This window comes from Coprobacter secundus subsp. similis (assembly GCF_015097275.1).
GTDB classification, from domain to species: Bacteria; Bacteroidota; Bacteroidia; order Bacteroidales; family Coprobacteraceae; genus Coprobacter; species Coprobacter secundus.
The window spans coordinates 4,144,980-4,171,466 of sequence record NZ_AP023322.1 but is presented as its reverse complement, the minus strand read 5'-3'; the positions used below and the strand labels follow the sequence as shown (position 1 = coordinate 4,171,466).

At 44.2% G+C, this 26,487-nt stretch carries 20 protein-coding genes; 5 read left to right on the top strand and 15 right to left on the bottom strand.

The window, feature by feature from the left end; genetic code table 11:
* Window positions 1-283: 283 nt before the first annotated feature.
* The 3 genes from Cop2CBH44_RS16410 to Cop2CBH44_RS16400 form a co-directional block, all read right to left on the bottom strand.
* Window positions 284-1,180 carry an MlaD family protein gene (locus Cop2CBH44_RS16410; protein ID WP_021931753.1) on the bottom strand — a complete coding sequence of 299 codons (897 nt, stop codon included), beginning with the start codon at window positions 1,178-1,180 and terminating at the stop codon, window positions 284-286.
* 95 nt (window positions 1,181-1,275) lie between these two features.
* Window positions 1,276-2,442 carry an N-acetylmuramoyl-L-alanine amidase family protein gene (locus Cop2CBH44_RS16405; protein ID WP_021931752.1) on the bottom strand — a complete coding sequence of 389 codons (1,167 nt, stop codon included), beginning with the start codon at window positions 2,440-2,442 and terminating at the stop codon, window positions 1,276-1,278.
* Window positions 2,443-3,129: 687 nt separating this feature from the next.
* Window positions 3,130-4,758, bottom strand: coding sequence for a WG repeat-containing protein (locus tag Cop2CBH44_RS16400; RefSeq protein ID WP_200755258.1), 1,629 nt, complete (start codon window positions 4,756-4,758; stop codon window positions 3,130-3,132).
* Between the two features lie 403 nt (window positions 4,759-5,161).
* Between Cop2CBH44_RS16400 and gldB the strand changes: the two genes are divergently transcribed.
* Genes gldB through Cop2CBH44_RS16385 form a run of 3 tightly spaced genes read left to right on the top strand, consistent with a single transcriptional unit; the run spans window position 5,162 to window position 7,117 of the window.
* A complete protein-coding gene (gene gldB, locus Cop2CBH44_RS16395) occupies window positions 5,162-6,172 on the top strand; it encodes a gliding motility lipoprotein GldB (RefSeq protein WP_055100025.1) in 1,011 nt (336 codons plus the stop codon).
* 34 nt (window positions 6,173-6,206) lie between these two features.
* Window positions 6,207-6,956 carry a shikimate dehydrogenase family protein gene (locus Cop2CBH44_RS16390; protein ID WP_021931749.1) on the top strand — a complete coding sequence of 250 codons (750 nt, stop codon included), beginning with the start codon at window positions 6,207-6,209 and terminating at the stop codon, window positions 6,954-6,956.
* Window positions 6,944-7,117, top strand: coding sequence for a hypothetical protein (locus tag Cop2CBH44_RS16385; RefSeq protein WP_154668489.1), 174 nt, complete (start codon window positions 6,944-6,946; stop codon window positions 7,115-7,117). Before Cop2CBH44_RS16390 ends, Cop2CBH44_RS16385 begins: the two co-directional genes overlap by 13 nt.
* A gap of 136 nt (window positions 7,118-7,253) precedes the next feature.
* On the opposite strand, the gene Cop2CBH44_RS16380 is transcribed toward Cop2CBH44_RS16385, so the two are convergent.
* The gene (locus tag Cop2CBH44_RS16380) at window positions 7,254-8,003 is read right to left on the bottom strand and encodes a DeoR/GlpR family DNA-binding transcription regulator (RefSeq protein WP_200755257.1); all 750 of its coding nucleotides are present in this window, start codon (window positions 8,001-8,003) and stop codon (window positions 7,254-7,256) included.
* Window positions 8,004-8,225: 222 nt separating this feature from the next.
* On the opposite strand from Cop2CBH44_RS16380, the gene Cop2CBH44_RS16375 reads away from it, so the two are divergent.
* Together Cop2CBH44_RS16375 and Cop2CBH44_RS16370 are read left to right on the top strand one after the other, a co-directional pair.
* Window positions 8,226-9,404, top strand: coding sequence for an MFS transporter (locus Cop2CBH44_RS16375; RefSeq protein WP_200755256.1), 1,179 nt, complete (start codon window positions 8,226-8,228; stop codon window positions 9,402-9,404).
* Window positions 9,405-9,434: 30 nt separating this feature from the next.
* Window positions 9,435-10,220: a Cof-type HAD-IIB family hydrolase gene (locus Cop2CBH44_RS16370; protein ID WP_200755255.1), complete on the top strand. Its 786-nt coding sequence runs from the start codon at window positions 9,435-9,437 to the stop codon at window positions 10,218-10,220.
* Between the two features lie 199 nt (window positions 10,221-10,419).
* Here the strand turns inward: Cop2CBH44_RS16370 and Cop2CBH44_RS16365 are convergent, their stop codons facing one another.
* The 11 genes from Cop2CBH44_RS16365 to Cop2CBH44_RS16315 form a co-directional block, all read right to left on the bottom strand.
* Window positions 10,420-12,693, bottom strand: a complete 2,274-nt coding sequence (locus Cop2CBH44_RS16365; protein WP_416336732.1) for a GH92 family glycosyl hydrolase — start codon at window positions 12,691-12,693, stop codon at window positions 10,420-10,422.
* A 19-nt stretch (window positions 12,694-12,712) separates the two neighbouring features.
* Window positions 12,713-14,125: an FAD-dependent oxidoreductase gene (locus Cop2CBH44_RS16360; RefSeq protein ID WP_200755254.1), complete on the bottom strand. Its 1,413-nt coding sequence runs from the start codon at window positions 14,123-14,125 to the stop codon at window positions 12,713-12,715.
* Between the two features lie 5 nt (window positions 14,126-14,130).
* Complete coding sequence (locus Cop2CBH44_RS16355; protein ID WP_200755253.1) at window positions 14,131-15,528, bottom strand: FAD-dependent oxidoreductase; 1,398 nt, start codon at window positions 15,526-15,528, stop codon at window positions 14,131-14,133.
* 12 nt (window positions 15,529-15,540) lie between these two features.
* On the bottom strand, window positions 15,541-16,224 hold the full coding sequence (locus Cop2CBH44_RS16350) for an SGNH/GDSL hydrolase family protein (protein ID WP_021931101.1): 684 nt from the start codon (window positions 16,222-16,224) through the stop codon (window positions 15,541-15,543).
* Between the two features lie 22 nt (window positions 16,225-16,246).
* On the bottom strand, window positions 16,247-16,930 hold the full coding sequence (locus Cop2CBH44_RS16345) for an SGNH/GDSL hydrolase family protein (protein WP_200755252.1): 684 nt from the start codon (window positions 16,928-16,930) through the stop codon (window positions 16,247-16,249).
* A gap of 3 nt (window positions 16,931-16,933) precedes the next feature.
* Complete coding sequence (locus Cop2CBH44_RS16340; protein WP_055099998.1) at window positions 16,934-18,394, bottom strand: FAD-dependent oxidoreductase; 1,461 nt, start codon at window positions 18,392-18,394, stop codon at window positions 16,934-16,936.
* Window positions 18,395-18,406: 12 nt separating this feature from the next.
* Window positions 18,407-19,819, bottom strand: a complete 1,413-nt coding sequence (locus Cop2CBH44_RS16335; protein ID WP_200755251.1) for an FAD-dependent oxidoreductase — start codon at window positions 19,817-19,819, stop codon at window positions 18,407-18,409.
* 113 nt (window positions 19,820-19,932) lie between these two features.
* Entirely contained in the window at window positions 19,933-20,523 is a 591-nt protein-coding gene (locus tag Cop2CBH44_RS16330; protein WP_021931097.1) for a hypothetical protein, read from the bottom strand.
* Between the two features lie 167 nt (window positions 20,524-20,690).
* Window positions 20,691-22,712, bottom strand: coding sequence for an SGNH/GDSL hydrolase family protein (locus tag Cop2CBH44_RS16325; RefSeq protein ID WP_200755250.1), 2,022 nt, complete (start codon window positions 22,710-22,712; stop codon window positions 20,691-20,693).
* Between the two features lie 79 nt (window positions 22,713-22,791).
* On the bottom strand, window positions 22,792-24,753 hold the full coding sequence (locus tag Cop2CBH44_RS16320) for a T9SS type A sorting domain-containing protein (RefSeq protein ID WP_200755249.1): 1,962 nt from the start codon (window positions 24,751-24,753) through the stop codon (window positions 22,792-22,794).
* An 11-nt stretch (window positions 24,754-24,764) separates the two neighbouring features.
* Entirely contained in the window at window positions 24,765-26,474 is a 1,710-nt protein-coding gene (locus Cop2CBH44_RS16315; RefSeq protein ID WP_246469145.1) for a RagB/SusD family nutrient uptake outer membrane protein, read from the bottom strand.
* Window positions 26,475-26,487: the final 13 nt, after the last annotated feature.

The window sequence follows — 26,487 nt, the reverse complement described above, 5'->3', positions numbered from 1 at the left end:
TTTTGAAAAACAAATCGCTTTTTACTTGTTTTTTATGGAAAGAAAATAAAATACTGTATTTCAGCAGTTTAATTTTTTATTTCTTCACGGCTTTTATAGCTATACTTTCAATCTAAAAGTCTACTGTATACCAACAAATTACAGAGACACCTAAAATTCCCCTTCATTTACGGAAACAGACATATCCATTTCCTTTCAGCCTGAATATAGCCACTTACAAAGATTTTACAATATATGTTCCAAAAATATTACTATTTAGAACCAATCTAAATAATAAATTTTATTATTTTTTCCTCCCGAAGAGTGAGAAATGCACATAACGTTTCGGATTTTCTCGCAAATCTATCAAGAGAGAATCTGCACTTCCCACCGTATTCACCAGCCCATCATATAATGCACCGTCGTTCAATAACAATCCCAAAGTACTATTCGGATTTTTCAGCTTGGCCGACACTTCCTGTAAGTTCGTCACAGTAGAATCTACCGATGCCAAAGTTTTCTCCAACTCCAGCCGGTTAAGTTTCCCTGTAAATGTATCTACATGGTTCGTCACCTCCGTCACATTCCTTACAATAACCGGCATATCTTGTCCCAATAAGCGGTTCAGATGCTCGGTAGAAGTTTCAAGATTAGCAGTAATATGGTCGATACGCTGTAATGAAGACCGGAGAGCCGGGTCGCTTACCAATGCCTGTACACCGGTCAGTATGCTATCGAGTTTTGGCAACATAGACGTTATTTGAGGCAACATTTCACTCTGTATATTACCCAGCATATCCGGAGCATTCTCCCCGATAATTACATCTCCTGCCGTATGGTGAGTGCTCACATATTTGTTCAACTGCAAATCGATCGTAGCTGTCCCCAGAAAGTCCACCTTCAATAGAGCCTTGCTTCCGGTAGGGACCTTTAGTTTATTATCCAGACTTATCTCTACTATCACACTCCCCGGTTTATCATAATTATACTCTATCGACCGCACCAGACCTACTTTAAATCCATCGATAAGAACCGGAGTAGAAACCGTAAGACCATTGACATTTTTATATTCTACATAATAATAATTAGCCGGCTTCATCAGATTTATACCCTTCAGGAAATTGATTACCATTACTAATATTACCACACTCACTATTACAGAGAGGCCTATCACTACTTCTTTAGAAAATATCTTCTTCATATTTTGTTCTCTTTCTATTTTAATTTCATTTCAATAAACGCGGTGGCTCGGCATAGTCTTCAAATAAGTCTGAGCCTCTGCTCTCGCCTTGCTGTTTATTTTACTTTCTTTCCATTCCTAAACGTCACAATAAAAGCATCCTTAAACAGTTTTCTTACACCGGGCAACTTCTTCTGAATCTCAGCTTTCGACGTGCTTTCTCCATACGTATATTTATATAAACCTCCCTCTTTATAACATGAAACAGGATGCAAGCCCTTATAATAAGAAGAATTCGCTCCATATTTTGAAGGAGATGTCATAAATTGTATCTTATAAACCAATTGCCCCTCATCACTAGAAACAACATTTTCTATTTTCTGTTCAGGAGCTGCCGATTCCACTTGTACATCCTGTATACTCGGCTTATCAGCCTTAGCTATAACCTTGGATGTTCCCTTTCCTCCCGGTAAGATATTCCGCGTTACGACAGCACGCCCCATTTTACGATCAAAGTCTGACTTATAATTGCAAAACGCATTGAATATAGACTTTGCCATTTTCCGCTGGCCGTCTTCCGAACCCAGAAATCTCTCCTCCGCAGCATTCGAAATATACCCGACCTCAATCAGGACACTCGGCATTCCCGTATTACGCAACACCAGAAAACCGGCCTGTCTTACTCCTCTGTCGATACGCCCGGCCGAACGCTTAAACTGAGTTTGTATCAACGAAGCAAAATTTATACTCTGCTCCATATGCTTATCCTGCAAAAATTCAAACATGATATACGATTCTGTAGAACGGGGGTCAAAACCTTCATAACGAGTAGAAAAATCATCTTCAAGCAAAATCACTGAATTCTCCCTTTTGGCAACCCGGAGATTCTCCTCCGTACGCGCCAGACCTAAAGTGTAAGTCTCAGTCCCATAAGCCGATTTGCTCCCGGCAGAATTCGTGTGGATTGAAATAAACAAATCAGCCTTTACCCGATTGGCTATAGCCGCCCTCTCCTGTAACTCCACAAAGACATCCTTCTTACGAGTATATACAACTTTGACATCCGGATGATTGGCCTGTATCAAAGCCCCCAATTTCAAGGCGATACCCAGATTTATATTCTTCTCCTTGATACGAGCCCCGATAGCCCCCGGGTCTTTACCTCCATGACCGGCATCGATAACAAGCACAAACTTATTATCTTTAGCCTGAAGGCCAAACGAAAATAAAGAAACTATTATCAGAATAATAACAAATGCATATTTATTAGCTATATCTCTCATTATCTTCAAAATAGAATATAATATATCGCTTTCTATCCTATGCGGAGCATTCCACTTAAATATAGTCTAAAGCTATACAACCATTATGTTTAAAGCTACAAAGGTAACCAAATATAGCAAAAAACTTATCCCCAAAGTGTTTAAAATTGTGGAAAAATGGTGTGATACATAAAATCATAAACAATACATAACTGTATCAAAACCCATTCTACATCTTGCCCCAAACAAAATATACATGATTTTCAAGAAACCTCAAACTGTTAAAAAGTAAAAAAACAAAACTGTAAGACGTCCGAATTTGTAAACTTAGTCAAATGCTACTTCTCATATGTGGAAATAATCTAAAATTCTTGCTTATTCAGTCAAAGGTAAACTCTATTCATCAGAGTTTAACCAAAGTTTTAAAAATCAATATCCCATCTACTCCATAACAGAATGAGAACAGAAAATTTGATTTCAAAATAGGCGGTGCACCGCATGAAACTGATTCAGGAAGAAAATGAATGAATGGGGAGAAATAACAGAAATACCAAAGTTGAATCAAACACCAAATACGGGAGCTGAATTATAATCAATTAAATCAAACATACCTATATGGTGGTTGATTTAATTGATAAATAATCTTATTGAGGTTAAATATACAATCATTCTTCGTCCTTTAATACGATATAGACATCCTTTGATACATTACTTATATCCCTTTCCTCTACATGATGGACATGATTTATGATAATGATTCGATTTATCATCACATATTTCACAACTTCCCGTCATAGGGTCATCGCTATAGGAATAAAAAGGCGGTCTTTCTTTTCCTGGATTATATCCTGTTCCATGACAAAAAGAACATGTTTGTTTCTGACGGGAATAAGAAGGACTATCGGGACGTAAATAAATATTTCCACTTGAATATGTATTCATATAGCTGTTCATACTTTGCATTCCTTGTGCCAATATTCGCAAAATAATAGCTGTTTTTTCCAATTTTGACAATTCTTCATGCTGCTTAGATTTATAGTTGACCGTATTTGACTGAGATTTCTTTAATGTTTTCTCATATATCAAATTTCCCAAAAGATTGAAATGTTTAATAGAATAAACATTATCATCACTATTTATCGCAAAATAATAATTAGACTTTGCTTCTTCATCATAAGACATACTTACATAGTTGTATTGACATGGGATTATTTCATCTCCACTAATATTAGATATTCCTATTTTTCCATTCAGATTCTTTAACACATATAATAAACCATTCGTCTCTTCACGCTGTATTTCTACATACTCGTAAATACATGGAACAATTTCTATTCCATTTAATGTACAAATCCCATATTTCTCCTTATCACTGACAATAACATAATAGAAATTAGATTCTTTTATATATTCTAAGCGAGTCTGTTCATATTTACACGGAACCAGTATTTTGCCACTGAGATTACATAATCCCCACTTGCTATTATTGCTAATCTTTATATAAGGTATGCCTTCAGTCGTTGAAGAAACATATACATTTTCATATATACATGGGATAATCTCTTTGCCATCCATTTGACAAATCCCATACTTCCCTTCCTTCTTTACTTGCGCGTACAAATATTTCGAATCCTTATCAAAACTCACATATGCTTGTTCATAAATGCATGGGATAATTCCTTTACCATCCATTTGACAAATCCCATATTTTCCTTCCTTCTTTACTTGCGCGTACAAATATTTCGAATCCTTATCAAATTTTATGAATGCTTGTTCATAGATACATGGGATAATCTCTTTACCGTCCATTTGACAAATTCCATATTTCCCACCATTTTTTACTTGCGCGTACAAATATTTCGAATCCTTATCAAATTTTATGAATGCTTGTTCATAGATACATGGAATAATCTCTTTACCGTCCATTTGGCAGATTCCATATTTCTCATCTTTCTTTACCGCTACATAAAACGTTTTCGAGTCTTGCTCATATCTTAAAGATGCAGACTTGTAAATAAAAGGAAATATTTTTTTCCCATTTATATCATACAAACCCTCCTTGCCATCAAGCTTTGTTACTATATAAAAAGTACTATTTTCTCCAGCATATGTAGAACTAATATACAACCAATCGAAACAGCATGACAGAACTTCATTACCTTTGTCATCTAATAGTCCCCATCTGCCATTATTTTTTACTTTGTATCGTTTATAACCTGCTTCTTGAAATAATTCTACTTCTTGATATTTTTTTTCTATTTTTTTGGGTATGCGTTGCCCATAACTCGCAAAAAGCACAAAGATTGTTATTAATAGTAATGCTATTTTTCTTCTCATATTTTTTTAATTTAATAATGAACAGCGTGTAACTATTAGCTGAAGACTCAATGTCTATAACTATACTCAACTACCAATATAAGCTTCTGTATAAATTTAAAACTCTATACCTAATTACAACATACAGGCAATTATTGGGAGATTAATATTTTATTGACGGTTGCAAAGGTATACAAAAATCCTAAATTTCACACTCCCTATAATAATGAGCTACTTAAAAGCTATTCAAGGCAGGACACAACAGATGATACAGTCACTAAACCATTACCTCCAATTTGGATTGTTGTCATAATCCTTTTATCCTAAAAGGATAAGAAAATCTTTCCAGAATTACGAAAATATTCTTATTTTTGTAATTCTGGATTTTACTTACAAAAATCTCATCACCAAAAAGGGGAAAGCTATGAACATTAAAAGCTGCTCAACATACCTCCTTTTGTTTCTGATTTTATTCTGTATCGGCTGTCGGCACAACGGCTCCGGCTCAATAAAACCGGTAGACATCATACGCTTCGACAAAGAACTGACAGATGCTTTCGAAACCCAATCAGACACAGCCTTACAAGAAGCTTTCCTAAAAAAATATTCCGGATTCTTAGACATATATTGCCAAGGAGTCCTGAATCTGTCCCCGGCAGACTCATCCTATCCCGTATCCGGACTGAAAAGATTCCTGTCAAACCAAAACATACGGCAGATATATGCCGATACCGAAACAAAATTTGCCGATACAAAACCCATAGAAAAAGAACTAGGCACACTGTCAAAACAGATTGTACAAGCATTTCCCGACAAATCTCTGCCCCACATCTACACTCATGTCTCAGGGTTCAATCAATCTTATATCGTCACCGACAGCATCATATCTATCGCATTAGACAACTTTTTGGGAAAAGATTATCCGCCATACACAAATACATTCTACGAATACCAGCTCGCAACCAAATCTCCCGAATACATCATCCCGGGGTTGGCGCAAGTATGGCTATACAGCGAGTTTCCCCATCACCATGCCCCGGTAGAAACACTGCTCGACAATATGATATATGAAGGCAAGATACTATATGCCGCCCAGCAACTCCTTCCCGATACTCCGGTAGAACAAATATTAGGATACACTCCGCAACAAGCCGAATGGCTAACCCAGAACGAACCCGTTATTTGGGACCGGATACTCACGCAACAAGACCTCTATTCGACAAATACCATCACCAAAAGCAAATACATCAACCCTGCCCCATTTACCTCAACCCTCATACAGGAAGCTCCGGGAAGAGCCGGCAGGTGGGTAGGCTGGCGCATCGTCTCTGCCTACATGGACGAAAACAGACATATTTCCCTATCCCAATTGCTCAATGATAACGACACCGATAGCCAAACGATACTGAAACTATCGAAATACAAAGGGAAATAAACAAAATACAAGAAAGAATATAATACGAAACAACATGGAAGTAGAACAGATTTACGGATTGATTGGATATCCACTCATACATTCTTTTTCAAAAACCTTTTTCAATGAAAAATTCGAATCCGAAAAGATTAGTGCCGAATATATCAACTTCGAAATCTCCGATATATCCTTACTCAAAGAAATTATCGCTGAAGAAACGCGCCTGAGAGGGCTCAATGTCACCATTCCCTACAAAGAAGCCGTCATACCCTATCTCAATGAGATGGACGAGACAGCCAGACTCATTGGAGCCGTCAACGTAATCAAGTTTATCCAAAACAAAGGAAAACTGATACTCAAAGGATACAATTCCGACATCATCGGTTTTACCGATTCCATAAAACCCCTTTTGACCCGGCAACACAAATATGCACTCATATTAGGTACGGGCGGGGCATCCAAAGCCGTATGGCACGGACTCGAATCCTTGGACATTACCCCGACTCTGGTATCACGTACTCCCAAAGAAGGAGTCCTCACATACAAAGACCTTACACCCGAAATAATAGATAAATACAAAGTCATAGTAAATACCACTCCGGTAGGTATGTATCCTCATGTAGACGAATGTCCCGATATCCCCTACACATACCTTACCGAAGACCATTTAATCTACGATTTATTATACAACCCGGACGAAACCCTTTTCATGAAAAAAGCCAAAGAAAGAGGAGCTACCGTAAAAAACGGGCTCGAAATGCTCCTGCTACAAGCCTTTGCCGCCTGGGATATATGGCAAAAATAACACCCCCCTCTCCCGACATCGGGAGAGCTTGGCATTGCGGGCAGAACCCTTGTATCTCTGCCCAACATATCAATTATATAGCAACTGTTCTTTCCTCAGTAACCATGCTCGAACATAAAAATACTCCCTATTCTTTCCCGGAAGAAAAACCCACACTATAAATACTCATTTCCAGATAAAAAAACGAGCAAACAAGCCTTTCCTATCAAGAGCAGAACCGGTATGCGACGGTGAAATACACAACTTAAGACAAGACATCTTGATACTATGGAGAAAGGCAACATCCCACTCTCCGGCTCAAAGTACTTTATACGTGCCCTTCGGCCAATGTTCCCTGATATAATCCACCTTGCTATCCTCCGTAACGATATAGTCTATTTCCGCAAGTGAAGCCACATGATAACTGCGTGCAGTACCCAGTTTTTCGCTCCCGGCAAGTACCGCACACCTACCGCCCTGCTTTATCATGCTGCGTTTGATTATCGCCTCCTCCCGGTCAGAAGTCGTCAGTCCCTTTTGAGGATGAAGGTCACTTATTCCGACAACCACCCAGTCGGGATAGACCGATTGCAACATGCGGAAAACAGAAATACCGACCGTCACCTGAGAAGGGGCAAATACCTCTCCACCCAACATTACCAACTCAATATTGGGACGCACAGACAGTTCTCCCGCTATAGGCAAACAATTAGTATAGACGGTGAAATGTTTGTCTACCGGTAACCGCCGTGCTACTTCAAGATTAGAAGTCCCGCCATCTATCAAAATCACATCCCCCTCTTCAAACAACAATACCAGTTTTGCCGCCATCTGTTGCTTGATAAGCGTAGCCGTATTCAGTCTTTCTGTAAACTGTAAAGATATATTCGATTTAAGCACAGCACCTCCATGCACTTTGGTCAGCAGGCCCAGCCTTTCCAGTTCCACAAGATCTCTGCGCAACGTATCGTCCGACACATTCAGTTCCTCACTCAATCCGGTCACATAGACGCGATTGTCCCGGCCTATCCGTTCGATAATATATCGATGCCTTTCTTCTTTCAGCATAACCCCGCATTTAAAGGTATATATTTCCGCAAATATATGTATATTTGATAAAAATAGCCTAATAAACATGCGGTTTTTAGGCAATTAATGCGGTTTTATTCGGATTTAAGGAACACAATATACTCAAAAGAAAAAAACTTAGAGAAAACCGCATCAACAGCAAAAGAGCATTCCATGCAATAAGAAGCCAACAAAGTGTTAATTTAAACTAAAAATACAATTATGCTCACAAGGAATCAAGCCCTCAAACAATTCCGCATAGCGGTAAGCCTGTTCTTTTTCGTACAAGGCATCGTTTTTGCTACATGGGCCAATCGCATACCGGACATTAAAAAAGCCCTGCACCTGAACGATGCAGAGCTGGGAAACGTCCTGTTCGCCATTCCCGTGGGACAAGTAGCTGCTATGGTACTTTCGGCATGGCTCATCAGCCGCTACGGAAGCCGGAAAATGCTTATACTGGCCTCCGTACTTTATCCCTTTTTCCTAATCCCCTTGGGTATTGCCGACAATCCGTACCTGCTGATGGGAGGACTCTTTTTTTTCGGTATGAGTACCAACCTGTACAACACCGCCTCCAACACACAAGGAGTAAATGCAGAAAACCTGTACGGAAAGACCATTATGGCCTCCTTTCATGGACTGTGGAGTTTGGGAGGATTCTTGGGCGGACTCATCAGCATGGGATTTGTCGGCATGGACATTCCACCCCTTCCTCATTTTATCTTTATTTTTATTAGTTCCATCCTGCTGATGAATTTCATACGTTGTCAGCTGGTGAGAAATGACCGAAAAGCTCCACACCATGCAACAGCAGAGAGTAACAGGGTACAGATTCCTTTTTACAAAAAATTCGACCCTTATGTCATTGGGCTCGGAATAATGGCTTGGGCTGCTATGGTGTGCGAAGGCTGTATGTACGATTGGAGCGGAGTCTACTTCATGCAAGTCGTTTCTGCTCCGGAAAAGCTGGTACAATTAGGATACGTTGTCTGTATGTGCACCATGACCACAGGACGCTTTCTGGCCGACTGGTTCGTGACACGCTTCGGTGCAAAGAGAGTCATCTGTGCCAGCGGATTGCTCATCTTTTTCGGTATGATGCTGGCAGTTGTACTTCCCGACCTGATATTTGCCACCATCGGTTTCTTTTTTGTAGGCTTTGGCATATCCTCCACAGTACCGATATGTTACAGCATGGCAGGGCACTCCGATAAGATGGACTCCGGCCTGGCAGTAGCAACCGTATCTTCTGTCGGATATCTGGGTTTCCTCATCGGTCCCCCCGTTATAGGACATGTCTCACACGCCATTTCACTACATTACACATTTGGAGCAGTAGCCTGTGTCGGACTACTCGTAACGATAGGAGCATCCAGGTTGCCAATACATCAAAAATAAGAATACTTTATAAATAAAAAATATCCGATAATGAATACAAAAGCAATATTTTTCGATATCGACGGGACATTAGTAAGCTTCGATACCCACCATGTACCACAATCGACCATCGAAGCATTATGGCAAGTCCACGAGTCTGGCATCAAAGTCATTATAGCGACAGGAAGAGCATCTACCGACCTGCATGAAATTCAGGACATACCTTACGATGCCGTGATAGCCCTCAACGGCTCCGATTGTGTATTAAGAGACGGCACATCCATATATCGGGAACAAATCTCCAAAGAAGATTTCTATAAAGTGCAGGCTCTTGCACGGCGTTATGGATTCCCTCTGGCAGTCGAGACCGACAGAGGTATCTTTGTGAATGAAATCAACCCTACCGTCATCGAATTGGCCAGAATGGTCAACCATCCCGTTCCACCTGTAGCCGACATCGAAAAAGAATTTATCGAGAACAATTGCTGCCAGCTATGCATCTATTGCGACGAAGAGACGGAGAAAGAAGTCATGGCACAGCTTCCCGGACTCTCTGTTTCCAGATGGAATCCGTACTTTACAGACGTCAACGTAGCAGGAGTCAATAAAGCTGTCGGTATCAATAAATTTGCCGCCTATTACGGATTCGAGATGGCACAAACCATCGCCTTTGGGGACGGAGGGAACGACATCCCCATGCTCTGTGCTGTTGGTACGGGAATAGCAATGGGCGGAGCTTCAGAAACAGTGAAAGCCGCAGCCGATTATATAACGGGAACAGTAGATGAAAACGGCATACAAAACGCCTTAATCCATTTCGGCATTATCCAGAAATAAAAAATTATTCCGGAATTATTCAACCCATCATTTACAACATCCAAACCTCCTCACAAAAAGTGAAAAATAAATTCAATATCCGGTAAATTCTGTCAATCTTCCTTTCGTAAGGAAAAACAAATCTTCCGTTCTGAAATTGAAAAAGCCGGCTAACTACACATTAGCCGGCTTATGCTGTAATCCCTGCAAAAAATCAAACCTATCGGGACATGGAATATGGGAAATCACTACCCCGTGTCCCCCTCGTCTTATTGGGTTTACTACCCATATCGAAACGCAATTTCCGGCCTTTTATCAAATCCGAATGCAGGAAATAATTATGCTCATAATTCTTCCCGTTCACGATAAGACGTTGTATATAATAATTATCAGCCGCATTATCCGACGTTTCTATATCGATTTTCTTCCCGTTTTCCAGAGTTATCGTAGCTCTTTGCACCAGCGGTGCACCTACGACATATTGTCCCGAACCCGGACACACCGGATAGAATCCCAATGCCGAAAATACATACCAAGCCGAAGTCTGACCGTTATCTTCATCACCACAATACCCGTCAGGAATAGGCTTATACATACGGTTCATCGTCTCACGCACCCAATATTGAGTTTTCCAAGGCTCCCCGGCATAATCATACAAATATATCATATGCTGTATAGGTTGGTTGCCATGAGCGTAATTGCCCATATTCATAATCTGCATCTCACGTATCTCATGAATGACAAAACCATAATAGCTGTCATCAAAAACCGGAGGCAATGAAAAGACCGAGTCCAACATACCGGTAAACACTTTCGGCCCGTTCATCAAACCTATCAGGCCCTCCACATCATGGAATACCGACCACGAGTAATGCCAACTGTTCCCCTCGGTAAAAGCATCTCCCCACTTAAACGGATTGAATGGACTCTGAAAACTCCCGTCAGCATTCTTTCCCCGCATCAGTTTATGCGTAGCATCAAACAGGTTCTTGTAATTTTCGCTGCGGCTACGGTACAAATCCTGCTCTTCCTGAGGACGATTCAGTAACTTGGCCACCTGCCATATACACCAGTCATCATAAGCATATTCCAAAGTACGGGCGGCATTCTCCTTTATGCCCACATTATATGGCACATAACCGAGTTTATTGTAATACTCATACCCCAGTCGCCCCGTAGCCGGACACTCAGGATGCACACTGTTTGCCGTCTTCACCATTGCCTCATACAAGTCTGCCCACAATGCTTTCGGAGTGACCCCCTTCAATATAGCATCCGAGATAACCGAAGCCGAGTTATTGCCGACCATACAGTCCCGATGGCCCGGAGACGCCCATTCGGGCATAAACCCGCTCTCCTTATACACATTCAGCAATCCCTCCTGTATCCGGGCATTTACCGACGGATACACCAAATTCAACAACGGGAACAAGCAACGGAAAGTATCCCAAAAACCCGTATCAGTATAGAGATAACCGGGAAGTACCTGCCCGTTATACGGACTGTAATGTACCGGTCTGCCCTTAGCATCTATTTCATAAAACATCCGAGGAAACAAAACTGACCGATACAGACAAGAATAAAACGTACGCATCTGCTCTTCCGAAGCTTCTATGTCGATACGCCCCAAAATATCGTTCCACTGCTTCCGTCCGTCCGATTTCAACTGTTCCAGCGAACGGCCATTCAATTCTTTCAAGTTTCGCTCGGCCTGTTCAAAGCTGATAAACGATGATGCGACAACGGCATTCACCGTTTCTCCCCTCTTCGTCAAAAAACCCACTACCGCCCCTGCATGGTCAGCAGCCATCTCCATACCGGCAGCCGGCTTGCCGTTTTTCCAGACAGAAGAAAAATGAGGTTTCTTGTCAAACTGAATGACAAAATAATTCTTAAAATTACCCGGTACCCCACCGCTGTTCTTCGTCGTATAACCGATTACTTTATTCTCCTCCGGGACGATACGTATATACGAACCTTTGTCAAAAGCATCGATAACGATACGGGCCGAGTCCGATTCAGGAAAAGTAAACCGGAAACAAGCTGCCCGCTCCGTAGGGACAAGCTCCGTTGTTATATCATAATCAGCCAAATATACACTGTAATAATAAGGAGTCACGGTCTCGGCCTTATGAGAAAACCAACTGGCCCGCTCATCCTCATTGATTCTATTCCCGATTACCGGCATCAGGGAAAATTGCCCGTAATCATTTATCCACGGACTCGGTTGATGCGTCTGCTTAAACCCTCGTATCCGGTACTGGTCATAACGATAAGCCCATCCGTCGCCCATCTTTCCGGTCTGAGGAACCCAAAAATTCATGCCCCAAGGCATTGCAATCGCAGGATATGTATTACCGGTAGACAACTCGAATGTAGACAGCGACCCCATCAAAGGGTTCACATAATCGACAGGAGAAAGCCCCGATGCCGACAAGACAGCCACATTACTGCAAACCAGAAGCCCCCCAAAAAATCTTTTCAACTTATTTATCATATTCATATTTACATTATTACTTAGAAGCATCAAACAATCCGTATCCCTCCAACTCCGACTGCAATTTACGAACATCTATATTTCGCACACTCGTCTTATTCAAAGATGCCATTGCCGCTGCCGTTCCCGCAGCCTCACCTATACTCGAACATATCGGCTGCACCCGGTAAGAGCTGTGAGCCAACCGTGTACCACTGATAATACGGCCGGCAGTCAGCAGGCCTTCCGTATCCAATGGGACCAAAGCACGGTAAGGAATACCGTAAGGCTTCACCTTACGTTTCACCTCCTCCGGAATATTCCACCCCCAAGCATCGATGGCATAACGTGCATCGGCAATCTTGTCATCAGGCTGTGTCCCATTAAAAAGGTCATCTACGGTGACTACCGTTTCACCCTTTATCCGGCGGCATTCCCTGATTCCGATTTTCGGAGCCAAATGTACACAAAATCCGGCATCCTGCAGGTCTTGCATCATTTTCGACTGACCGGCAAGGGCTTTGGCCTGAGCCTCCGCCACCTGTACCGGATCGGTCGTATCCTTACAAAACACACTTACACCCCAGTGCAGAAAAATTCCGGTATTATTCCGGTAAAACTCTTCCCGGTTCTGTTCCTGAGCCCATCGGCGATGGTCATTTTCCAAAACACCCGATTTGAAACTATCTATGGGAAAACGGGCATCATTCCGTACCCTTTGGCTGATATACATTTGAGTACACGGTTGCACTTTCCCGTCACTCACTTCAAGACCATATGATTCACCGAAGTCACTCTTCGCCTCACTGCCATACATGACTTGGCAACCCGCCGTAGCAGCCACCAAGCCTGTGCCGGTCGCATCTATCGTTACCGGAGCCTCTATTTCTTGAAAGACCCCGTTTCGCATAACTCGTACACCCTTTACCCTGTTACGATTTCCCGAAGCCTCCACCAGAGTATCCACAACAGGAGCGCCGCACATCAAAGTAATATTTTTCTGCTCAGCTATCATTCTCTGGTACGCCTGCTGAAAAGAAGACGGCATCCACCAATGGTTCTTTCCATCACCGCCCGCCTCGCCGAATGTATCGGACGGACGTCCTCCCAACGGATAAGAACGATTCAGGTCTTGTACCAGACGCCGAAACAATCCTACCCGAGGGCCACCACACATAAAGGTAACAAACATATCTACCGGAGCACCGCCCGGAGCCATATCCTCCTCTATCAGCACCACCCGCGCACCACTCCGCGCAGCAGCAATAGCTGCAGGAATACCTGCCGGGCCGGCCCCTACCACAATAACATCATATCTCAATCGGGGAAAAACGAGCCTGTCTCCCGAAAACAGCTTCCGGTTTTCGGCAAAAACCACTGACGACGGCAACACGCTGCACGCCACTCCGGCCCCTATACCTTTTATAAAATTACGTCTGTTTATAGCCATACCCTTTACTTTTTCAATGCGTCGAACAATCCCTTACTGTCCAAGTCAGCAACCAAAGCCTTCACGTCGATATCACGGACTCCCGTCTTATTCAATGCCGCCATAGCCGCTGCCGTACCTGCCGCCTCACCGATATTACTGCATATACGCTGCACCCGGTACGAGCTGTGTGCCAAGCGAGTACCGCTAATCACACGTCCGGCAGTCAACAACCCTTCGGTATTCAACGGAATCAAAGACCGATACGGGATACCATACATTTTCGTCTTCATATTTTTAGGCAATTTCATGCCCCAACAATCCATATAATAATGGGCATGAGCTACCGTGTCATCAGGCATAGAACCCTCCAACACATTATTTGCCGTCAATACATACTCCCCTTTTACCCTACGGCATTCCCGGACACCCAGCTTGGGAGCGATATGTACGGCAAATCCAGCTTCATGCAATTGGTCGAAACGCTCTTCATATTTTTCAAGACAATCTCTCTGTGCTTCCGCTATCTGCACCGGGTCGGTCGTATCCTCCACGGCAACAGACTGCCCCCAGTGGAAAAAGATACCTGTCGCCCGTCTTTCCAGCTCCTCTTTCGTCAACCGGTTAGCACCGATATAACCATCCTCCGCCGCACTGCCTTTAAATCCGGCAGGAAATATGGCATCTTTACGAATACGTTCACTGATAAACATTTGAGTACACAACTGTACCGCCCGGCTCGCCTTTTCCAATCCCACCGGCTCGCCAAAATCGCTCATCGCCTCAGAACCGTACATGCATACGCATCCCGACATGGCAGCCACCACACCCGTACCCGTAGCATCTATCGTTACCGGAGCATACAATTCCTGAATATGCCCGTTACGGTAAATCCTGACACCCGTTACCCGATTGCGGTTGCCCTTATCTACCACCATCGTCCCGATAACGGGAGTCCCGCTCAACAAAGTTATATTCTTTTCTTTTCGGATATTCCGGCTCAGCAAGCGCACATATGCCGAAGGCAGAAAAAAACGCCAACCCTTAGGTTTTGTGCCCGACTCATAATTATATAAGCCATGGTCCCTAAGCAACTCCTGCTCCAGAGCCTTGGACAACCCGACCGACGGTTGCCCGAAAAGTGTCGTGACATACATATCTACCGGAGCACCACCGACTGCAAGGTCTTCCTCGACCAAAGCGACCTTGGCTCCCGCCTGAGCGGCCCGAATCGCTGCCGGAATACCACCGGGCCCCGCACCTACGACAATCACGTCAAAATTCAATACCGGATAAAAAGACACCGACTTGCGTCTCTCGGCAGGCGGAGTGGCCGCCATCAAATTCATACCGGGTGCCAAGGCACCGGCCAGAATGCCCGAACTCACCCCTTTTATAAAACTTCTCCTATCTAATGCACACATGACAAATCCTTTTTATTCCATTTCCAAAACCCGTATTACATTCGGTGCGATAATCTCCAAACCGCCTCTTTTCGTCGGATGCACGCCATCTCCTGCGAATTTGCGCAATTCAGGTACACCCTGCTCTTCAGCAATACGTACAAATGTCTCCGCCTCATCGATATACCGCAACTTTTGCTCCTTGGCTATCGACTCATACACTCCATTATATGCTTTCATCTCCGGACGATTCACCGCATTCTTGCCCAGCGGATATCCGCAAGGAGTATGCAGAAATATTTCACATGTTGGGTACCTTTCTTTTATACGAGTTATCAATAATTCGGTATTACGACGGCAATCCTCCTGCGATATATTGAAACGGGTTACGGCATCGTTGGTCGCAAACTCTATAATCACAGCATCCGGACGTTTCATAAGGACACTGTCTTCCAGATTTTTCAATGCCCAGTTCGAGTTTTGCCCGCTCCTACCCGTATTCAACACCGTCAAGCGATTACCATACTTCTTGTTCAACTCATCTTCGACTTTCTTCACCCACAAAGGCCCGTTCGGGCGCATGCTCGATATACTCGTGCCATAAACAACCAGCGTTTGAGTCCTGCCCGATTGCAAGTTCTTCACCAAATGCGACTGGGCAGACAGTAAAGAAACACTGAGTAGCATCACCACAATAAACACATACTTGCTTTTCATAATATCCGACACTTTTTACCCATTATTTCTTTCCGAATATAGCCTCCCACAACATAGGAACAAGCACCTCATTCGCAGCCTTCTTAGTAGGCAAGATGCCGTCCCTCTGATACTGTTTCAAACCCTCCTCTCCGAATTTTTCATATATCTCATTAAATATAACGGAAAAATCGGTCAAAATAATATCTTTCTTCTTGGCTATTTCACGACAAGAAGCATTAAACGCCGCTATCTCGGGCCGAGTTTCGGCAGCTTTGCCCAAAGGCCGCTCGGAGATTATATACAAAATAATCGTAGCATCCTGGTTCTGTTCCCGCAAATGGTCTATCATATACTCGGCGCAACGTCCCGAATACCAAGGCCAGTTATTGAACCGTAACACCGCATCATTCTCCGAAAAACCAAAAATCAGAAGGTCGGGATTACGCATCAGCACCGAATCCTTAAAATTCTCGGTCGCCCAGAACGAACCTATCCCCGACTTGGAACAATTATAAAAATCCACTTTCCCGGGAAATCGCTTATCTAGTTTTCCCTGTAACTGCTCTACCCAAAAACGGTTAGACGGATTAATCGCCGCACTGGTTCCATAGAAAACGACTGTCTGCTTTTTTCCTGCCTTCAGGTTCTTTGAAAAAGTCGTCTGGGCATCCACCGAAAAAACAGACCACACTGCAACCAATATCAAAACAAAAAAACGGTTCATATCTTATTTATTTTTCCAGGGTTTATTATTAACATTCATATTCACATGACGATACCAGTCGAACAGACCTTTCTGGTCCAGCCGTTCCTGCAACTGGCGTACATCCAGATTACGCACTCCGGTCTTCTGCAAAGATGCCATAGCGGCAGCCGTACCCGCTGCTTCACCTATGGTAGAACAAATCGGCTGTACCCGGTACGAACTCATAGCCAGACGTGTACCGCTGATGATACGGCCGGCAGTCAGCAAACCTTCCGTTTGGGCAGGAATAAGACTGCGGTAAGGAATACCGTAAGGGCCCACGCTGTTCTTTATCTTGGCATCGACCTTCATCCCCCAAGGGTCTAACGAATACCAGGCATCAGCTACCTTATCATCATGCATTACCCCCTTGAGTACATCATCCACCGTAATCACATATTCACCTTTGATACGGCGGCATTCCCTGATTCCCAGCTTCGGAGCTACATGAGTCACATATCCCGCACTACGCAGTATTTCGAACTGAGGTTCCAGTTTCTTTATTGCTTGCCGGTGAGCTTCGGCTACCAACACGGAATCGGTCGTATCCTTACACTCTACAGTTGCCCCCCAGTGTAGATAAATGCCCGAGTCTATCTCGGCAAATTCCTGGGGAGTCTGCTGGGATGCCCATTTCACATTATCATGATCCAACACCCCCGTTTTGAACGCTTCGAGCGGGAACTCCGCATCACTGCGTGTCCGTTGGCTGATATACATCATCGTACACGGCTGTACCCGTCCATCACTCTTTTCCAGACCGATACTCTCATTAAAATCTTTTCGGGCATCACTTCCGTAAAAGTATTCGCAGCCGGCCTTTGCAGCTACCAGCCCCGTACCCGTCGCATCTATCGTTACAGGAGCCTCGATTTTCTGCAACATGCCTTGACGCATCACACAAACACCGTAAACCTGATTGCGATTTCCCTTGGCTGCAACCAATGTATCCACCACAGGAGAAGCACACATCAAAGTAATGTTCTTTTCCGACTCGATAAATCCGTCCAGTACCTGAACAAATGCCGACGGTAACCACCAGTGTTGCTTTCCGTCCCAGGCCCAATCTTTTATCGTACTGCTGGGCGTTATGCTCAACGAATGTTTCCGGTTCAGCTCCTTAATCATATCAAGAAAAACACCGATTCTCGGAGCACCGCACATATAAGTCACATACATATCCACCGGAGCACCACCCGGCAGCATATCTTCTTCCAACAATATTACTTTCGCACCTTCACGGGCAGCAGCAATGGCAGCAGGAATACCGGCAGGGCCGGCACCTACGACAATGACATCACACTTCAGCGTCGGCAACTTGAACAACCTCTCGTCCTTCGTATTCAATGACTTATCCGAAGCCCAAAGAGACGTCCCGGGAATTGCCGTACATGCAGCTCCTAAACCCAAACTCCGGATAAATTGTCTTCTATTTATAGCCATACTCTTCTTTTATTACTTTATACCCTCAAAAAGTCCCATACGTATAAGTCTTCCCTGCAAATCTTTTATGTCGATAGAACGAAGCCCCGTTTTCTGCAATGCCGACATAGCCGCCGCCGTACCCGCTGCCATTCCGATATTGGAACAAATCGGCTGTACCCTAAGAGAACTATGGGCCACCCGCGTAGCACTGACGATACGCCCGGCAGTCAGAAGCCCTTCGGTATTCAACGGTACCAGACAACGGTACGGAATACCATACGGCCCTATATGTTTCATCTCTTCCGGAATCTTCATTCCCCAAACGTCAAATGAATAATGAGCATTCGCTATCTTGTCATCAGGCATGACCCCTTGAATCAAATCATTAGCCGTCAACACATACTCGCCTTTGATGCGGCGTACCTCCCTTACCCCGATTTTCGGAGCCAAATGTACCGCATATCCGGCCTCATGCCAAATAGCCAGATTCTCACGCAACTTATCCAGAGCTTCCATCTGGGCTTGGGCCAATAACAACGGGTCGCGGGTATCCTTACAATAAACCGTCTTTCCCCAATGCAGATAAATTCCGGCATCACGACGTATCATATCCTCCTTATCCGGAGCCGTTACCCAACGGTTCAGATTATCCTCCACGGCACTGCTGCCTTTTAACTTATCGATAGGCAGAACAGCATTCCGTTTTATCCGCTCACTAATGAGCATCCAAGTACAAGGTTGTACCTTCCCGTCGGCAACTTCAATACCTACAGGCTCGTTATAGTCACTTTTGGCCTCGCTACCGTACATGTATTCGCATCCGGCAAGGTCGGCGACCAGCCCGTTACCCGTCGCATCGATAGTCACTGCCGCCTCTATATCCTGATACTCTCCATTACGCATTATCCTGACACCTGTCACCCGATTCCTGTTTCCGTCAGCCTTTACACTGACCCCGACGACCGGAGCACCGCACATCAAGGTAAAATTAGGCTCCTTATCTATCATATTATAAACGACCTCGGCAAACGAACTGGGCATCCACCAATGATTCTTCCCGTCACTGCCCGTCTTCCCGAATGTAGAACAAGGCTTTCCTCCTATAGTATGATGAGCATTCAGTTCCTGAATCATTTCCCGAAATACTCCTACCCGAGGAGAACCGCATATAAAAGGCACATACATGTCCACCGGAGCACCACCCGGCATATTATCTTCTTCCAGCAAAATAACCTTTGCCCCCTGGCGGGCCGCTGCAATAGCAGCAGGTACACCACCGGGACCCGCACCTACAACGGCCACGTCACATTTCAATTTCGGATATTTGGACTTTGCCTTCTCTCCCCTTTTTTCCCCGACAGCCCATACCGAAGACGGAGCCACAATACCCAAAGCCATCCCCGCAGCCATCTTGGCTAAGAAATCTCTCCTGTCATTTCTCATAATCAATTCTTTAAATTCCTTCGGGACACCAAAAACATCCCCAAAAGGATAAACACTTTATCTTCCTTGCATACTTCCTCCGGTATATACACCTCTGGAGAAACATCAGACTTCTACAAGACGGTCTTTATTACCTGTATCGAATTTACATAAATCAACCCTGCCTGCTCGTCCCGAGAATGCTCAAACGAAATGACCGATTCCGGCCGACCGTTTTTGATTTCAAACTCGAAAAGTTCATATCCCCGGCCGAATGGTTTTCCGTTCTTTCCTGTCCGGGCCACAATCTCTCCTATCTCCTTCCCGTCTACCGATATTTTCAAAATCCCCGTTTTGTTCGAGCCGGAAGTTGCAGAAACTTTCAATACGACTTTCTCGTTTTTATCCGATTTCAGATTCATTGCCGGCAAAGCCAAATAACCACAATTTTCATCCCCTTCGGCCGACTTTCCGAAACGGACGGATTTGCCTAAATACGACATATTCCCCGTCATGAAAACCTGAGCAAATACATTTCTCGACACACAGTCCTCTCCCGCTGCCGACACCCAATTATGAGGGGCGTTTCCTGCCGACATTTCTTTCGAAGCCGAAACTTTAAAACCATCGCATTTCAAGTCAAACAATGTCGAAGTTCCGGTCTGCCCCGAAACAGATAAAACAGAAGCACAAAACAAAACAATAAATAAGAAGTGCGTTTTCATACGTATATATACTTTTTTGAAATATTATTTTACTGCAATTTTAATCCTCAATAGCCAATAACCGGGTTAACATACGGATTAATACCCCCTTTTTTCATTAACCCCGAATGATTTTTGACCTTTTTGTAAAAAATGGCAGGACTCGGCCCGCCATTTTCCAAACACTACTACATCTTCATAATTTTATGACTGCTTATATGGCCCGAACTGTCTTTCTTTATCAAAATATAAGAACCGGCAGCCAATCCCGACACATCGATACGAGACGACGGTTGCGACATCCCGTACACCAATCCGCCATTCAGATTATATATCTCTACCGAACGGTTATTCTCACCGATATAAATTTCAGAAACAAACGGATTGGGATATACAGCATTCCCCTTATCGGCAGATGACTCTTCCATACCCGACACAATATCATCCTCACGATATACACGGATAGAATTCACATATATAAAATCTCCATTTACCGTTCTGGTATGTGTAAAGTTGATTTTAGAAGCTTCCGTCCCGTTCTTCACGTCAAACTTGAATGTATAATAAGTCGCACCGAAAGGCTCTCCATTATTTCCCATAGCCGCCTCTATCTTGCCTACCTCATTTCCATCGACATCCACAGTCAACGTTCCGTTCTTCTCTCCTCCGCATGTTGCCGATACTTCTATCACTACTTTCTTTCCCTCCGGAGCCGTCAAGTCCAGTTCCGGCGTAGTAGCACTTCCGTTATACGGAACAAAATCTGTCGACCCAGAAGGAACATTCCGGCCAAAACGAACACTCTTGCCCAGATAAGCATTTGCCCCACTCATCACCTGGGCAAATACATTTGCCGATGTCCACTCCATACCCGATGCAGAAAGCCAGTTATGGGGAGCCTTTGCCACCGACATTTCTGTCGATGCCGATGTAGTAAAGACATTACAATCCAAAGTAAGAATATCAGGTTCCACAACATCTTCCACAGACACTTTTATCGAATTTACATAAATATATCCCGCAGCTTCGGTACGAGAGTGGACAAACGAAATCTTCGACAATTCAGTCCCGTCGGTAAGTTCATACTCAAAAAGATAGTAGGCTGCGCCAAACGCTGCACCATTATTTCCATCGGTAGCCGCCTCAATCTTGCCTATTTCTTTACCGTCCAGTTTGACTGTCAAAGTCCCAGTCTTGTTACTGCCGGCAGTCGCGGAGACTCTCAACATAATTTTCTTCCCCTGTACAGGTCTCAAATCCATTCCAGGCAATGTCAACGAGCCGGTACTGGCCAAAGCAGAAGCACCGAATCGGATACTTTTACCCACAAAAGTAAGATTGGCATTTGTCACATTCTGCGCATACACATATTCAGATTCACACACTTTATCACATGCCGACAACCAATTATACGGAGCACTTGCTACAGACATCTCCGTAGAAGAATTCTGCTCGAAGTAGTCGCATTTCAATTCAAACAGAGGTTTGCTCTCCGCAGGAATATCCACGGTAGAAAGTCCCGCCAGAAGAGAATTCAGCACATTCGGATAAATAACCTCCATAGCTCCTTTCAATGTAGGATGCACACCATCGGCCGTATAAGTCTTGAGCAAATCAAGATTCTCTGTACCCATTGTATAGAAAAACGCTGACTCGTCTACCCATATATACCCGTTAGACTCTGCCAACTCCTCATACACGGCATTATACTTTTGCATATCCGGACGCGGAGTAGCACCTCCTGTACCTCCTTCAGAAGCAACAATAGGATAACCGCATGGCGTATGCAAGATAATTTCACAATCAGGATTCACCTCCAGAATACGGGCAATCAACTCTTCCGTATTCGTCTTGCATTGCTCTACCGATACACCTTTGCTCTCGACAGCATCATTCGTTGTAAACTCGATAAGTACTGCATCCGGGTTATAGACCAATACGCTGTCTGCCAGATTGGCCAATGCCCAAGTAGAACATTCACCGCTCCGTCCCTTATTCAACAAAGTAAGATGATTATTATACAGACCGTTCAATTTATCACCGACAGCTCCGACCCAAACCGGGCCATTGCCCATTCTCGTTATACTGGTACCATAAACAACCAAAGTCTGGTCTTTACCTTCCGACAGACTCTTTACCAATCGGGACTGTCCGAAACTCATTGCCGTACATCCCATCAAGGCAAACAACAGAAATACAATTTTTTTCATAAGCATCTTTTTATATTTACGATATATTATATAAGCGGGAATACGGACAATCCCGAATCCCGAGACTAACACTTTATTTTCAATGCCTCACATACTTAAATGTACGGACACCCTTTTCCATACTTACACGAACCACATAAATCCCGGTATCCAAACCGGACAAATCGCAATAAGAAGAATTTATAGACCGGTCATATACCCTCATCCCCGATAATGTCATGACCGATACTTGCTTGCCACCCTCGCCATTTATATATAATCCGGCCGGCAATACCGTCACACCATTCCCGTCAGCATCCGGACTCTCGAAAGAGAGACTCCCGTCATAATCTTCGATTACCTTTTCTGTTTCCTCCGGATAATTTTTCATTCGGATACGCCACAACAACTCTTCAATAGATACGATTTTGATATTGGGTGACAGGCGTTCTTTGGTCCACATAACCGGTGTAACACCTCTCAACGCCCCCACATCCCCGGACGAAGCATCCGAAACAGAACCATCCGGATTCTGCTTGAAATATGACCAGGCATGTACGACTGTCCAAGCAATAGTTCTCTCCTCAGACAAAGCCCCTTCATTAATCAAGGCCGCTATCTGTTGGGGATTGCCCGACCCTTTCCTGTCCAGATTTGCCCACAACTGGTACTTGGCCGTGACGACGGGAATGTGTATCCCCTCCCTGTTTTCTACCCAGTAAACAGCACCGTCACCTCCATTATAAGGCACATACTGCACGACAACAATACCCACCAAATCATCTATCATTTCAGCATACATCCGATAAGCGTCCAAAGCCTCATTGCTATCGGTACTGCCTCGGGTGATAAATCCCAAGACCTTTACACCCGACCTCTTCATCCGCTCTCCCACTTCGGCAATAAAAGTTCGGCATACACTCTCCTGCTTATCCCCCTGTAACGAAGCAAAACGATCAGGATACTGGTATCCTCCCCCATACTCTATCAGGCTGCCCGGTACATGATTGGCTTTCTGTACATAATAACTCCAAGCATCAGGGCACATCTGTGACAAATTTACCGGACAGGAAGTCCAGCTCATCGGTATCTCTCCGATAGCAGGATTGCACCAGTACTCATCCAGCATAGGCACACTCGTAGCCTGTATCATCATATTATCACCGTCACTCAAAACAAAAGAATGAAAATGCGAATCGTCTGCCCAGTCGATATGGCGCGGATCCATATTCTTGTGAACAGCCACCGGCCGCACAGATGCCCCCGCAGATAAAACAGGCATATTGCATATCGTAGCACCTGTCGTAAAATGTCCATACCTCGTAGCCAACTCCACATGTGCCCCCTCGTCCCCATCATTCCAGCCCACTATCGGAGCAGGAGCCTGCAACCAGGACAATATCTCTGTATAAAAAACATCCGTTCCCCAATATACCATACAACTATGAGCGATTGCCATATCGCGCTGCTTATAATCATCTGGAGCAATAGTCACAATCATACGGTTGTTCAACCGGTCCTTCAAAGACAACCACTCCGAACGAAAAGAAGAACCGGTCGTGTAAGGTCGTGCATCCTTCAAGCAAAATAACCCGTGGGCAACAGCCTCATCCTCCATCGATTCCTCGATAAGGACGGCATCGTGCAAAGCCGCATACACCGTCGCAGCATTCACCGAATAGTCACCCTCCTTATACAAAATATAACCATCTATCAAATCCTGCGATTTCATGCGGTCTACCACCGACCACACATTCATATACCCCAAGTCTTTGACCTCCGGATTTCTGGTAAACAAAGAATCAAGCCAAGCCAAGTACCCTTTACCGGTGACATGAATCCAAATCAATTCATCCCCAAGTTCCTCATTGACTGCCCTGGCTGCCAGCCCGGACAAAGATTCCGTCAGATTACGCTCTTTCAAAGTAGAACATCTCACCTTGATAATCTTAGACGGCATCCGCTGCTCAGGCCACCAGCCGTTACTTGACGATAACCCGTCAGTCACATGACAGGATATCATCAAAAACAGCAATATGACTTTGAAACGTATGTCTTTCATATAAAGCCCCATTAATAACCGGGATTCTGGTACATACCCGCTTTATTTCCCGAATTATCTATCTCATATTGAGGAACAGGTAACAAATAATTCTTTTTCGGGTCAAAATTCGTTTTGATATTGTTTGCCTCATTACGGGCTTTCAAGAAATGCTCGAACATTCCTGTACGGGCAAGGTCATGACGGCGCCAAAATTCAAAACAAAGTTCCCGCGAACGCTCCTTCATCAGCTCTTCAAAAGTCAGGGACTCTATCGTATAATTCTCAAATCCCGGAGTCTCAGCTTCCGTGATAGGAACACCCGACTCGTTCAACCCCCTGGCCCTCTGCACAATACGATTCACGGCATTCAATCCGGTCGATTTCACTTTACCCCCATTCAGAGCCATTTCAGCCTCAGCATACATCAACAGTACATCAGCAAAGCGCAAGGCTATGATATTATTCGGACAGTTCGAATAGATATACTGCATCGGATAGTCCCTCCAGCTATCTCCCCATCTGTACTTTGTCGCCGAGCTGTAATTTACCAGCTTCGTATTATTATTCAATGTATAATCCGTTTCCGCCGGAGTCCCCTTAATGCCCGAAAGCGCACTAATAGGTTCTATCTTGGTCGGTTCCCCCGTCTTGGCATTATAACGCAACAGAGAATCCATCACATTCCAGTTCTTGCGCTTATCATATGTCCAGTGCTTATAATAACCGCGGAACGAAGGAATGGAATTGATAGCGTACTGGCCGCCCAGGCAGCAATAACGCCAACCGCCTGCCGTCTGCGAATATCCGGCATTGGCCAAGCCCATTTCCTTAGACCACTGCGTCCCATAAGGTTCTGTCGCACTAAACTGGATTTCCCAAATCGACTCCTTATTTGTATTCTTATTCTCGATTTTGAACACATCCTCATATTCAGGCAGCAAATCACGACCACTATTGTCGATAATCTCACCCAGCAAACGATACGCTTTGCCATATAAATCCTCCGACGACTCGGCAATACGGGCATACCCCTCGACTTTGGCAGCCTTCTTTGCCGAAGCCATCGTCAAATATACCTTTGCCAATAAAGTCTTGGCCGCCCAGTGATTGGCATGACCATCGGAAATTTCCGTCGGTAAGACCCCATCGGCAGAAGCAAATTCCAAATCTTCGATAATCTGTTTATACACATCGGCCAAAGGAGAACGAGGTACCGTATAGTCAAACTCAACTGTCTTATTGACTATCAACGGCAAGTCACCGAACATCTGTACCAGTTGGAAATAAGACCATGCCCGTAAAAAACGGACCTCACCCATACATTGGTTTCTGTCCTTTTCGGTAATATCAGTTATCTTGGGAGCTGCATCCAGTATTACATTGGCCTGCCCTATCACATAATAATAACGAGCCCAGAATTCTCCGATACAACCTTCTGACGATGTATAAGTATAACGGTCCACTGCACTCCGTACATTCGTATTGGCCGTCCGGTAGCACAACTCATCTGTACCGAGCATAGTCAAGAATATAGGAGTATCGGTATTGATCACATACAGATTGATAATCTTGGAATAAACCCCGACGACCCCGGCCTTCAAAGTCTTCGTATCTACATAATAATTCTTATCCGTATATACCGAATCCGGATTTTCTTGCAAAAAATCGCATGAGCTCAGAAATACCCCCGCAAACAATGGTACAATAGCCCATTTATATATCTTATTCATAGATTTCATAACACATCCCTTT